Here is a 13,265-nt window from a genome sequence, read left to right as displayed (position 1 = left end):
GAAACCATCCAGCGTGGTTGCAAATTCACTCGTTAGATGACCTAGCTTTGTTAAAAAATCTGCCTCATTATCTTTTAGAGCAAACTCATTTTTTCCGAAGTTGGACGTTTACTTTTTGGCCCCGATGACTTACTTTTCGGTGGTTTTGTAGTTCCTGAGTAATTTGAAGCGTGTGAACTAAGCAACCATCCCACATCATGTTTCGCTTGTTGAGCCACTGACTCCGGGTTCTCATAGTGAACCGAAAAAGTCCGCATCATCATACTTAAAAAACAATCCATAATTGAATCACCTGGCGCACCTGCCTGTTGTTCTGTATAAGTGGTTTGCTCAAATTGACTGAAAAAAGAAGTAAACGTTTCAGTCAGTTCTTCCCAAAAAGATGCCTGCTGGGACGTCACATTCTCGTTAGCGTTATAGCTCTGTCCATGTTCTTTTTCAAAGAATCCTTGAAAGTTTTCTCTCAACATTTGAGCAGCTTCTTCACTTGAAAAAGAACCAGTTATCCTTTTTTTCTTTTCCGAAGAACTTGCAAAAGAAAAGTGTTTGATCTCCTCTGATTGAGTCGGATCCTGTTTATTCACTTTATTAGATTTAGCAGTTGCTGTTTGACAAATCGTATTAAAATGAGTTTTTTCAATCGTTCCACCTAACTGAAAAGTTTCTTTTTCTGTCGTACAATTTGAAAGCTCCTTAATACCATAGGCTAACTTATGGAGTTCCAGGCTCAGGTTATGGACTTCATCTGTCAAAAAATAACCATGATTTGGGGATCCTGATGAAGCTTCTTGTTCAGCGCCACTTTTTTCTGTTCGATTCAGCGATGTAGGTTGGCTTATACGTGTCGTGTTCACCGTAGAACTTGATAGAAAGGAATCAATTTTTGTTCGCTCTCCTTTGTGCCTCGTTTGTACCACCGTATTTGCTTCAAATGCTGCAGAAGTTTCTTGAACAGCATTTTCTTGCGTTGGTCCCCCTTCTGGAGGCAATTGGAAATTTTGTAAGATACTCAATAGATAAAGTATCCCTGTTGGAGATAACAGGGCTTCACGCGTTGGTTGTTGCCCGATAGAATTGGCAATACAATTCAACTTTTCTTGTGTGACCTTTGGACTATAGCTCTCATCATTCATCTCATTGTAGAAGCGACCAGTTTTTTCTCTAAAATCTGTCTGGGGCATTTTCATCATCCTCTCTTATTAATAACTCAAATCTGCTCAACCAAATCTAAACGTATTTCAGACTACCAACTGCTGAAAACTTCTCTAAGGTAAAACTCAAGAGTCTTAGTATAATAAAAATGATAATTTCCCCGAAAACACTCAAGCTTTCCTATCTCCGATTATTATAGGATAGAAAATTTTGATATGCCTTTTCAAAATATAGAAATAACGAGTTAACTACAACTAAATAACATTATTTTATTCAATTAATTAGAAGTTTACCAGGTTTAATTTCTTTTTATGAATTTGTATGCTTAACATACTTCTCCCACTATTATCGCTATAACAGCAACCAAATCAGCTGTTTATTTTCAAAATTCATTCTCCAACAAAAACATAATGAACTATTTTTACGATACCTTTGAAAAGGTTCTCTACCTTACAGAAAAAGCAAATAATTATCCAAACAATAATTTCTTTTTTTTAAAAAAGTGATGGTATCCTGTAGACAATCACCTAAATTCGAAGTGTTGTTTTCAGTCCTTTTATTTTATATTAATCGTACAAGCAATTTTGAGAGGGATCTTAATGATGAGAAAAGAAGCCATTGAACTAATTTTTACAGATGCAAAAGAAGAAGAGCCAAAAAAATAAGCCGAACCGTCCCAAAATAGTTGTTGCGATTTTGAGATAGTCTGGCTTTTTAAAAAATTTTTATTACTGTTTCTTGAAGGAAAATGATTTAGAGCATCGAACTCGTTTTAACCTTAGCAAAAGGTCAGTATAAAATCAATTAATATTCCATCAATGTGATCATGTCATAGCCTTCGATTTTTTCGCGGCCTTTTAGTTCCATCAATTCGATCAAGAATGCACAGCCAACTACAACGCCACCTAGTTCTTCCACTAAGTCGATCGTTGCTTTGATCGTACCACCTGTCGCTAGTAGATCATCGCAGATCAATACGCGTTGGCCTGGCTTGATTGCATCTTTATGCAGTGTCAATGTATCTGTACCGTATTCAAGTCCATAAGTCACTTCGATGGTTTCCCGAGGCAATTTTCCTTTTTTACGCACTGGAGCAAAACCAACACCCATTTCATAGGCTACCGGACAACCAACGATAAATCCGCGAGCTTCAGGTCCAACTACCATGTCAATTCTTTTTTCTTTTGCATAGTCCACGATTTGTTTTGTGGCTTCGCGGTAGGCATCTCCATCTGCCATAAGTGGGGAGATATCCCGAAAAATGATTCCTTTTGATGGGTAATCAGGAATGCTTGCAATATAATCTTTTAAATCCACTCTTTGTTTCCTCCTAGGTTGTTAACCTTTTTTTAATAGTTGGAATATCACTCAATAGTAAAAATTCCTCCACTTTGATTTTCTTAAGTCGCCGCTGATAAAGCGGGCTTTCAGTCAATGGATGACTTTCAGGTTTTTCGACTTTTTGTAAAACGCCATTTTCTATTGTAACAAATTTCAGCTCAAAAAACACCTGAATCATAAAAATTAATAATTTTTGTGGTATTTTCAAATAGGTTGAAATTGCTTCTAACTTATAACGGATATCGATTTTATCTTGCGTATGGATCAATTTGAACAATTTCGCATACTGTTCTCTTGTACCGACACCATTTAGATAAGCTTCATCATAAGAAACCCCTAATAAATACATTCGATCAAATGAACCAAACGTAAGAATTTCTTCCAAAACAAGGAGATCGATGGGACAATCAACAAGTAGTAATGCGTGGTACGCTTTTCCTTCAATTAACTCTTTCGTCTTTTCAAGGTTTTCAAAGAGTATGATCTTCTCTCTTATTTCCTTGTTCAACTCTTTAAGAGAATTTTTTTCAAAAGCCAAGTAAAAGATATCTTCTTTGAATTCGGTTAGGGTTCTATACCGTTTTGAACGCCAATCGAATATTTGGAAACCATTGACGCCAAAATCCGTCACCATCAACTGCGGTTTCTTGCGGCCATTCCATTCATTGACTGAAAGTTTCCCCACCACATCAATAGGGTTATTCAATAGTTCGTTTTCTTCACTACCAAATCCGAAGGCAACAGCATCCAATTGTGCACCATCGTCTACTAGCGTTAATTTTAAATGTTGTTGCGCTGTACCGATCCTTTTTACATTTTCGGCTGAAGTCTGACGGAATAGAAACTGCGGGACCGGATTATCCGTTCCAAATGGTGCAAGTAACTTCAAGGCACCGATCAACTCTACTGTTGCATCCTTTGGTGTCAAGATTTCATCAATCCTTAAAGCAGGACCCTTAGTTAAATCGATTCCTTGTTCTACAACATAGTGATTCATGCGTTCTTGTAAAGCTGAGATATTTTCTTTTGGCATCGTTAGACCGACAGCTGCATGGTGCCCTCCGAAGAATGTAAATAGATCACGCATCTTATCCAACATTTCATATAGATTCAGTGCGTCAACACTACGACCAGACCCTTTAGCTGTTCCATCTTCTTTTATCCCCAGAACAATAGTTGGTTTGCCTGTTTGGTTCATGATTTTACCAGCTACAATCCCCAAAACACCTTCATGCCAGCCAGGATGTGCAAGTAAATGGATCTGATTCGTTTCGTCGATCATCCTTAGTGCTTCCTGAGCGATATCATCCACTATTTTTTTTCTTTGATCATTGATTTCATTTAGTTTCTTGGCTTGTCTCGCTGCATCTTCTTCATCAAAAGTAGCCAATAATTCCACAGCTGGATTTGGATCACCCATTCGACCGATGGCATTCAATCGAGGCGCAATCGAAAAACCAATCATTGTTTCATCTGCCTCTTTCGCCTTCACGCCACTTTCTGAGAAAAGTGCTTGTAATCCGATGCGTTCAGAGTGCTTGATAGCATCCAAGCCTAGAGAAACTAACACACGGTTTTCATCCGTCAGCGAAACCAGATCGGCAATCGTACCGATAGCAACTAAATCCAAGAATTCAGCCGGAGGTTCTTCTAGTAGAGCAGTGGCCACTTTAAAGGCTACACCTACTCCAGCAAGATCCGGAAAAGGATAATTTCCTTCTGGATGACGGGGATGCACGATGGCATAAGCCTCTGGTAAATGATCCGGTAACTCGTGATGGTCTGTAATAATCACATCCACCCCAGCTTCCTGTGCATAGGAAACGGCCTCATTCCCTGCTACGCCATTATCAACAGTGACGATCAATTGGACTCCTGCTTCGATTTTTTCTTTGTATACAGTAGGATTCGGTCCATATCCATGGAGAAAACGATTGGGTAAAAACGTTTCGACTTCTGCCCCTAAGAGTTCTAGTGTCTCTTTCATTACTGTCGTGCTGGTGATTCCGTCTGCATCATAGTCGCCGTAAATCAAGATTTTTTCTCCCTCGATCACAGCTTTTTGAATCCGACTGATGGCTTTGTCCATGTCGTGCATCAAGTAAGGATCATAAAGAGATTGTTCTTTTGGATTTAAAAATCGTTGTAATTCCTTTTCTTCTCGATAACCGCGTTGCCATAGCAACTTGCCGATAAAAGGAGAGATACCTTGTTTTTCGATCATTTGGAGAAAGGATGCGGAAGGCTCCGTATCACTTAACTTCCAATCATAGTTTGCTTGTCTCACGTTCTCACTCCTAACTTAGTTATTATAGCAAAGGAAAACGCTAAAAAAAAGAAGAAAGAAACAAAAAGAAAGCCCGAAAAGAGGAAGGAATCCTAAAACTTTTTCGGGCCTCGCAAGAAATAGTCTTTATCAATTTTCTTAACCTAAACATTCATAATAAAACCGATCAATCAAAATAATTATAGCTTTGTTTAGGTGATGGCGTATTATTTTCCTTTGGTGTTTGCAACTGTTGTAGTTGTTCTTTCGTTGCTTGCAGTTCTGCTTGATACGCAGCTTCAAGTTCTGCGCGTTCATTTCTGAATTCACGCTGTTGTTCTTCTTTTGCCTCGTTCACTTTTGCTTCCACATCTTTTTGGGCTTCAGCTAGTTCTTGTGTCAACTGTTTAATTTGTTTTTTTTGTTGCCATAATGTCGTTGAGGCGGTGACAAAAACAATCAATGCGCCGATGATCGCAGAACCTATGATGACTAGTATCAACGGTGCAGAAAACGAAGCAACACCAAAACTAACAGGCACGTTTTTGTTATTCAATACCGCAAATAGTACGATGACTAAAACAAGTAGAAACCCGATAATCACACCACTTTGTTTTTTCACTTTTCTTCACCTACTTCTTATTGAAAATACCACTCGCTAAATAATCGCCAATTGTTGGGAAGAGCGTGTAAAATTTAGCTGCGATTTCAAGGATCACTGGTTTATTGATTTCACGTTTCGGATATTTCATATTACGAACGATTGCTTTCGCTAATTTGGTTGGATCCAAAACAAGTTGATCTACTTTTTCTAAATAGCTGCCACTAGGATCTGCTTTATCAAAGAAATCTGTAGCGACAGGCCCAGGATTGACAGTAGTCACGGCTACGTCTAATGGTTTCAATTCTAATCTCAATGCATTGGAAAATCCCAAAACAGCGAATTTCGTAGCGGAATAGATCGTTGACTTAGCTGTAGCCATTTTGCCAGCCATCGAAGCGATATTGATAATATGTCCTTGTCTTCGCTCAGCCATATCAAGTGCGAATTTTTGAGTCAAGACCATCATTCCCAACACATTCACTTCAAACATGTCGTATGCTTTGCCTAAATCAAAGCTTAGAAAATCTTCGAAAATACCGAAGCCAGCATTATTGACTAACACATCGACTCTACCGACTTCATCCATTACTTTTTCATACAATGCATCGACACTCTCGGGATCACTGACGTCTACTTGAAAAGCATAAGCCTCTGTTCCACTCAATCTTTTGCATTCTTCTTTTACTTCGCCGATCATCTGGATCCTTCTCGCACATGTGATGACGATTGCCCCTTGTTTTGCTGCTTCATAACAAATTTGAGCGCCTAATCCTCCAGAACCACCTGTTACTAGCACTACTTTATCTTCTAGATTCACACCTATTCCTCCTCACGAAACGGTACTTCAATTGTTTCAAAATCTTTCATGATCAACGTATTAGGAAAGATCTCTTTTGCTTCATTTTCAAGTTCCAATGCTGCTTTGCCTAAATAACGAGCACTGATATGTGTCAATAATAATTTGTTAGTTTTGGCTTCCTTCGCGATTTCTGCTGCTTGATGCGTAGTTGAATGGTAATAATTACGCGCCATTTTTTCCTCATTTTTGTTAAACGTACTTTCATGAACGAGTACATCACTATCCTGAGCAAGAAGGACAGAATTACCTGTTTTTCGAGTATCGCCTAAAATTGTGACGATCCTACCTTTTTTATTCGGTCCCACAAATGCTTTGCCATCAATGATCCGTCCATCATCAAGAGTGACTGTTTCACCTTTTTTTAGCTTACCATAGATCGGTCCAGCTGGAATAGCTAATTCTTTCAGTTTGTCGACTTGCAATTCTCCTTTATGGTCATGCTCCACGACCCGGTAGCCAAAACTATCGATGCCATGATCCAGTTTCTTTGTATAAATAGAAAATTGTTGGTCTTCAAAGATTGGCTGATCCTCAGTCAATTCAATAAATTCCAGCGCATAACCTAATCGAGTTTGCGAAACAGCTAAAGAAGTTTTGATAAACGTTTCGATTCCCTTAGGTCCGTATATTTCAAGCGGTGTATCTCCCCCTTGAAAAGAGCGGCTGCTAAGTAAACCAGGTAATCCAAAAATATGATCCCCATGTAAATGGGTGATGAATATTTTTTCGATTTTTCGTGGGCGGATACTCGTACGCAAGATCTGCATCTGTGTTCCTTCCCCACAATCAAATAACCAAACTTCATTTCTTTCATCTAAGAGTTTTAATGCAATACTTGTCACATTTCTATGTTTAGCAGGTACTCCTGCTCCTGTTCCTAAAAATTGTAATTCCATAATCTACCTGACTTTCTTTAAGTTCCCTATTAATTTTATGGGAAAATCAACTGATAATCAACCGAAAGTCTGAAATGCTTCAATAATCATAAGAAATAAACAAAAATCGAAAAAGATGTCGAGACAAAAGTCGTTTAGGTTTGAGAATTTGGAGAAAAAACAAACAATACGTTTTTTTGTATTGCTCGTTTTTTTTTGAAATTTCCGAAAAACCTGACTTTTGGCCGCCGTTTATCCAGAATTAGAGTCTGTAGCAAAACTGATTTTTAGTTTTATCCCACACTCATCGTTACTCAGCTGGATGATCGGAATCAGCATCCTGTTGAGGATGTTTGTCTTGCCAGTTTTTCTTGGCAGCTTCTTTTGCTTTATCCTCGACTTCTCGGGCATCATGGACATCTTTTTCTACATCATCGTAGTCCAAGCGAGTGATTTCTCCCCCTAATTCCATTGTCACTAATTGATTCAATGGACGGTTGTCTTCTTCTTCAGCAATTAAAATCAGCCCCGTCGTACCTTCACTGATTTTACTTCCTACAAAATCGAAAACTGTCTGTGCATCTTTGATTTCTTTTGCATCTTGTGTTGCTCCGATCATTCCGCCAGCAAACCAGCCTAACAGAATCCCTAGTGGCCCTCCCAGAATACCAACCAACATACCGATCAATCCGCCAGTGGATGATTTGTTGTTGCCTGTAAAATCTAGAAAATCTTCAATTTTGAATTGATGGGTCCCGTTTGGTTCATGACGGATGACTGCCATTTGCTCTCCTTTGATCGAACGAGCAGCATGGAATTTTTTGATTTCAGAAAACGCTTGATAAGCTTGACTCTCTACAGGAAAATTTAAAATGATTACTCGTTTATTCATCGAAAACACTCCTTCTTCTTTTTATTCATTCTACCGTTTATTTCAAAAAAACAAAAGAAATACCCTTTAAAAATAACAAAAAAGAGCAAGAAAAAAGCAAATCTACTTTTCTCTCGCTCTTTAGAAACTCAAAAACAAACTTTTATTACTTGAAACAAATTACCATTATTCAACGAATTCAAATTCAAATTCACCGATTCTTACGAGGTCACCATCTTTAGCCCCTCTAGCACGTAAAGCTTCGTCGACACCCATTCCACGTAATTGACGGGCAAAGCGCATGACTGTTTCATCATGGTCGAAGTTTGTCATTTGGAACAATTTCTCGATCTTTTCACCAGATAAGATCCAAGTAGCGTCCGGATCACGATCGATCTTGAATTCTGGCTCATCTGGATTAAAGCCATATTGTACTGTTTCTTCTTCGATTTCTTCATCATATAGAGGAAATTCTGGTGTAACCTCAAGTAGATCCGCTGTTGCATTCAATAATGGATCAATTCCTTTTCTAGTCACGCCTGAAATTGGGAAAACAGGAATGTCATCTGCAAACTCGTCTGTTTTTTCTTTGTTCAATTGCTCTTTGAATTTTGCCAAGTTTTCCTCAGCGTTTGGCATATCCATTTTATTTGCAACAATAATCTGTGGACGTTCGAGTAAACGTAGATTATAAGAAGATAATTCATGATTGATCGCTAAATAATCTTCATATGGATCTCTTCCTTCCATTCCACTCATGTCGATCACATGTAGTATAACGCGTGTACGTTCGATGTGACGTAAAAATTGAGTTCCCAGTCCAACGCCTTGGGAAGCCCCTTCGATCAGACCTGGTAAATCAGCGGCTGCAAAACTTCTGCCATCGCTAGTTGTAACCATGCCGAGATTGGGAACAAGAGTCGTAAAATGATACACACCGATTTTCGGACGAGCTGAAGAAATCACTGAAAGAAGTGTGGATTTACCTACAGAAGGAAAACCAACCAGACCTACATCAGCCAGTACCTTCAATTCTAATTCGATTTTTCTTTCTTGTCCTGGTTCGCCATTTTCGGCGATTTCAGGTGCTGGATTTCTTGGTGAAGCAAATCGGATATTTCCGCGACCGCCGCGGCCACCTTTTGCTACAACAAGTGTTTGACCATTTTCAATCAAATCACCTAGTAAAGCGCCTGTTTCTGCGTCTCTCACTGTTGTTCCCTGTGGCACCTTGACATACGTATCTTCTGATCCACGGCCATGCATACCTTTACTCATCCCGTTTTCTCCAGGTTGAGCTTTAAAATGACGGTTGAAACGAAAATCCATCAATGTGCGTAATCCTTCGTCAACAACTAAGATCACCGCACCCCCATGTCCGCCATCACCGCCAGCAGGACCCCCATCAGGTACATATTTTTCTCTGCGGAATGCCACCATTCCGTCGCCGCCTTTACCGGCTTTCACATCGATCGTCACTTGATCTAAAAACATGGACATCTTTAAGTCCTCCTATTAATTTATTTATATTTAATTACTTGACTGCCTGAATTTCCACAATAAACAAAAGTCCTATTTATTTTATCGGTGAAAAGCCATTTTGTCCATCTTTTCAGCCAAAGTTTCTCCCTTTTATCTGTTTTATCTCTGATTTGACTTGCCTACTTACTTGCGAAGACTCAAAAACGGAAATAATTAAGATTGCTTTACTTTTGTAAGTATAATTTTTTGACAAATCAAAAAGACAGGAGGAAAATAATAGATGTATTAATGAAGATTGGGCATTCAACAATCTCCAAATAAAGGAGGAACTTTTGATTATGACAGTAAAAGTAGGTATTAATGGATTTGGACGTATTGGACGTTTGGCGTTCCGCCGTATCAAAGAAGTATCAGATGATATTGAAGTAGTAGCAATCAATGACTTAACTAGCCCAACGATGTTGGCTCAATTGTTACAATTTGATTCAACACACGGTACGTATCCAGGTACAGTTACTGCAACAGAAGACTCAATCGTAGTTGATGGTGAAACTACACGCGTGTATGCTGAACCTGATGCAAGTAAGATCCCTTGGGTTAAAGAAAATGGTGTCGATATTGTTTTAGAATGTACTGGTTTTTACACTTCTGAAGAAAAAGCACAAGCCCACTTGAACGCAGGCGTTAAACGTGTCGTGATCTCTGCGCCAGCCGGAGCAATGAAAACGATCGTTTATAACGTAAATGATAATACGTTAGATGCAAATGACAAAATCATTTCTGCTGGTTCTTGTACAACAAACTGCTTAGCACCAATGGCTTACTTCTTAAATAATGAATTTGGGATTGAAGTAGGAACAATGACAACTGTCCATGCTTATACTTCTACACAAATGTTACTAGACGGCCCAGTAAAAGGTGGTAACTTACGTGCTGCTCGTTCTGCAGCAGATAACACTATCCCTCACTCAACTGGTGCTGCAAAAGCTATCGGCTTAGTTATTCCTGAATTACAAGGTAAACTTCAAGGACATGCACAACGTGTCCCAGTCGTCGATGGCTCATTAACAGAATTAGTTTCAATCTTAAAAACAAAAGTAACTGCCGAAGAAGTCAACGAAGCAATCAAGAAACATACGGTTGACAATCCTTCATTTGGGTATGACGATCGTGAAATCGTTTCTGGTGACGTTATCGGAACGACTCAAGGTTCAATTTTTGACCCAACACAAACTGAAGTAACTACAGCAGGTGATTTCCAATTAGTGAAAACAGTTGCTTGGTACGACAATGAATATGGGTTCACTTGCCAAATGATTCGTCTATTAGAAAAATTTGCAAACCTTTAATTTTAATTGAATAATGACATAAAGAGATCAAGATAAAAGTCGTTTAGGTTTGAGAAATTGGAGAAAAAAACGAGCAATACGTTTTTGTATTGCTCGTTTTTTTTTTGAAATTTACGAGAAACCTGACTTTTGGACGCCGTCTATTCGAGAGTCTGTAGCAAAACTGATTTTTAGATTTGCCATGACCTCTTTTTTACACTAATACTGACTGATCTTTTTTTATAACCTGACTTTGTTTAGAAACGCTACTTTGTTTGCTGAATGTCTGCTTGTTCTGCCTTTTTATTTTCCTCTACTAAATAGTAGGTGAATCACTTGAATGCGCTTTTTCATAAAAGGCTGGATTGTCTATTCCACCTGACTTAGCAGGCAACTTCCGATTTTTTTTGATTGTGTCCATACTTTTTTTGAATGCACTAAGTTTTTTCTCCTCTATTTGCTTTTTTTCATGAATACTAAAGGATTTTTCATACGAAAGATCAGATGTCTTTATATTTTTTATCGCTGTTGCTAGATTATTTTTCTGTTTGCTCGTAAATGTCAGTGAATTTTTTTCGATGCCTGTAAGATGATCAATAACTAGTTGATGGATGATTTCAATGTTTTCTGGAAGTGAAAGCATCTGCGGTTCTTTTAGCAACTCCTCATTGAAAATCGCCGAACAAACTGCATAATTTATTGCACATTCAAAATTTTTGATATCGCCTTTATCCACGGTATCTACCTCTTCGTATTTTCGAAATTCTTTCTGTACGCTTATCTTATCCAATCCATCATATGTAGAAAACTTATTATTGCTCTTTCTTCTTGACGTTAACAGATCTGCAATAAGATGTGTTCTAACGGTTGGAACAAGGTATCTAGTTAGAGCAACATTAGGTCCCTGTGATAAAAAATTTTCTAACTCTTTGTTCCTTATATCCTTAAAATAAGTATTACGTTTATCTATGACAATTATTTCATAGTTGATGTCATCGAACTTACGGATAACGACGCCACCTACTTTCCCCCTGTTAGTATTTTCAGACGTGAAAAAAGCTGGATAAACTAAAAAAGAAGATTTTATATTTGCACTCAATTCATATAAAGAACGAATGGTTCCATATTTACTTGTTAAAAACGTTGCACTCTTCTCTAGCGAAACACTCAATAGAGGAAACAATATTTTGGGAGTATTCATCGGATTTAATGCATCTTTTGTTAAACAACCGTTTTTAAATAAAGTTGCCCAATAGGATAAATAAGATTTAAACTCTTCGTTAACAAACGATTGCTTCTCACTTTTACTACACACTAAACCTACCATTCTTGCATAATACTGCTCGATTTTCTCAGGCCCTTCATCCTTCTGGAATAATCCAGTAAAAAAAAGCCTTAGTTCCTCCTCCGCTTTCCTCTGTTCGCGAGAGATAGTTTTTCTATTTAAAGCTTTTTGATAGTGATATTTTTCTCTCAAGGATTCTTTTTCTATATTTTCCTGTCTTTTTTCCGATACTTGATAATTTTTTCCTAACAAAAGTTTCTCATCCATTTGGATCCTCCTCTATATTTTATCAATGGCTCGCTGTCCCCACAATTATGACCACTAGTATACTTCGCATATTTTCCAACATTTAATGTAGTTTTCTGACTACTAGTGTATCTTGTAATGCCAAACAAATAGTCCTTTTTTTATTTGCATCTGGAAATTTAGTTTTTTCTAGAAGATACATCTTGAATAAGCCTAGCAGATAACTAATGAAAAATGGCTTATCGACTATTAGAAACAGATGCTAGCTATGATCGTTTCTTAAACGCCTTAGTCGGAGTACATACAAAAAAGACAAAGGCATCCGCTTATCTTCTTCGCAAGAAAATAAATCGATACTTTTGTCTACAACGCAAAGTTTGCTAGTGATAAACAAATAAGTAATCAGTATTTTAACTATTTCACTTTTTTATCTTGATCGAATCGGATCGTTAAAATTTTTACCCTTAAACGATTTTCTCCTCATCCAATCGTACGATTAGCCACTCAACAGCAACTAGTCGACTTTTTACCGAATCCCTCGAAATCTACTCTTCACACTTATCCCCATAGTACGATTACTTGACAGTTTCTACACCGCCGACAATTTATTTCTTTGAGTTTCTCGAACTCGATTCCCCCCTTGATTTCTATTTTTATACTAAAAGAATAACAACAAAATGTCTGTTCATGTTAAAAATATCCTTAACACATAAAAAAATGTCTTGTATGGAGTAAAAATAAATTTGATTATACATGTTTCTTCTTTACATATCACAGACAGATCCAACCAGCCTCAGTTTCATTTGATCTACGAGAGTGGGGAAAATTTAAGCGACTTTTGTCTCGACCTCATTTCTTGCGCATCTCGATGAAGTGTTCAACTATAAAAAATAAGCCGAACAATCACCAAAAAGAAACATTCTTGGGATTATTCGGCTTAGTACCATTTATTGATT

Annotated in this window: 10 protein-coding genes; 1 reads left to right on the top strand and 9 read right to left on the bottom strand. The window is 37.8% G+C overall.

The window, feature by feature from the left end; all coding sequences use genetic code 11:
* Positions 1-74 precede the first annotated feature (74 nt).
* The 8 genes from IGI47_RS07345 to obgE form a co-directional block, all read right to left on the bottom strand.
* Positions 75-1,181, bottom strand: a complete 1,107-nt coding sequence (locus IGI47_RS07345) for a hypothetical protein (protein ID WP_438783796.1) — start codon at positions 1,179-1,181, stop codon at positions 75-77.
* A gap of 775 nt (positions 1,182-1,956) precedes the next feature.
* Complete coding sequence (locus IGI47_RS07340; protein ID WP_005875866.1) at positions 1,957-2,469, bottom strand: adenine phosphoribosyltransferase; 513 nt, start codon at positions 2,467-2,469, stop codon at positions 1,957-1,959.
* Positions 2,470-2,482: 13 nt separating this feature from the next.
* The gene (gene recJ / locus IGI47_RS07335) at positions 2,483-4,780 is read right to left on the bottom strand and encodes a single-stranded-DNA-specific exonuclease RecJ (protein ID WP_438783794.1); all 2,298 of its coding nucleotides are present in this window, start codon (positions 4,778-4,780) and stop codon (positions 2,483-2,485) included.
* Positions 4,781-4,946: 166 nt separating this feature from the next.
* A complete protein-coding gene (locus IGI47_RS07330) occupies positions 4,947-5,381 on the bottom strand; it encodes a LapA family protein (RefSeq protein WP_081133498.1) in 435 nt (144 codons plus the stop codon).
* A gap of 10 nt (positions 5,382-5,391) precedes the next feature.
* Positions 5,392-6,180 carry an SDR family NAD(P)-dependent oxidoreductase gene (locus IGI47_RS07325; protein ID WP_438783792.1) on the bottom strand — a complete coding sequence of 263 codons (789 nt, stop codon included), beginning with the start codon at positions 6,178-6,180 and terminating at the stop codon, positions 5,392-5,394.
* A 2-nt stretch (positions 6,181-6,182) separates the two neighbouring features.
* Complete coding sequence (gene rnz / locus IGI47_RS07320; protein ID WP_311929932.1) at positions 6,183-7,118, bottom strand: ribonuclease Z; 936 nt, start codon at positions 7,116-7,118, stop codon at positions 6,183-6,185.
* Between the two features lie 289 nt (positions 7,119-7,407).
* Positions 7,408-7,989, bottom strand: a complete 582-nt coding sequence (locus IGI47_RS07315; RefSeq protein ID WP_311929931.1) for a DUF1269 domain-containing protein — start codon at positions 7,987-7,989, stop codon at positions 7,408-7,410.
* A 165-nt stretch (positions 7,990-8,154) separates the two neighbouring features.
* Positions 8,155-9,468 (bottom strand): GTPase ObgE, encoded by a 1,314-nt coding sequence (gene obgE / locus IGI47_RS07310; protein WP_438783791.1) that lies wholly within the window; start codon positions 9,466-9,468, stop codon positions 8,155-8,157.
* Between the two features lie 320 nt (positions 9,469-9,788).
* On the opposite strand from obgE, the gene gap reads away from it, so the two are divergent.
* Positions 9,789-10,799, top strand: a complete 1,011-nt coding sequence (gene gap, locus IGI47_RS07305) for a type I glyceraldehyde-3-phosphate dehydrogenase (protein ID WP_311929930.1) — start codon at positions 9,789-9,791, stop codon at positions 10,797-10,799.
* Between the two features lie 295 nt (positions 10,800-11,094).
* Here the strand turns inward: gap and IGI47_RS07300 are convergent, their stop codons facing one another.
* Positions 11,095-12,330: a hypothetical protein gene (locus tag IGI47_RS07300; RefSeq protein WP_438783790.1), complete on the bottom strand. Its 1,236-nt coding sequence runs from the start codon at positions 12,328-12,330 to the stop codon at positions 11,095-11,097.
* Between the last annotated feature and the right edge of the window lie 935 nt (positions 12,331-13,265).

Origin of the sequence: Enterococcus sp. AZ191 (assembly GCF_051713845.1) — a bacterium.
Lineage (GTDB): Bacteria > Bacillota > Bacilli > Lactobacillales > Enterococcaceae > Enterococcus_B > Enterococcus_B durans.
This window is presented reverse-complemented; position numbering and strand designations above follow the sequence as displayed.

Bases quoted from the DNA above. Each gene is read 5' to 3' on its own strand.
- IGI47_RS07345 (WP_438783796.1), bottom strand. From the start codon at position 1,181: ATGCCCCAGACAGATTTTAGAGAAAAAACTGGTCGCTTCTACAATGAG.
- rnz (WP_311929932.1), bottom strand. From the start codon at position 7,118: ATGGAATTACAATTTTTAGGAACAGGAGCAGGAGTACCTGCTAAACAT.
- IGI47_RS07315 (WP_311929931.1), bottom strand. From the start codon at position 7,989: ATGAATAAACGAGTAATCATTTTAAATTTTCCTGTAGAGAGTCAAGCT.
- obgE (WP_438783791.1), bottom strand. From the start codon at position 9,468: ATGTCCATGTTTTTAGATCAAGTGACGATCGATGTGAAAGCCGGTAAA.
- gap (WP_311929930.1), top strand. From the start codon at position 9,789: ATGACAGTAAAAGTAGGTATTAATGGATTTGGACGTATTGGACGTTTG.
- IGI47_RS07300 (WP_438783790.1), bottom strand. From the start codon at position 12,330: ATGGATGAGAAACTTTTGTTAGGAAAAAATTATCAAGTATCGGAAAAA.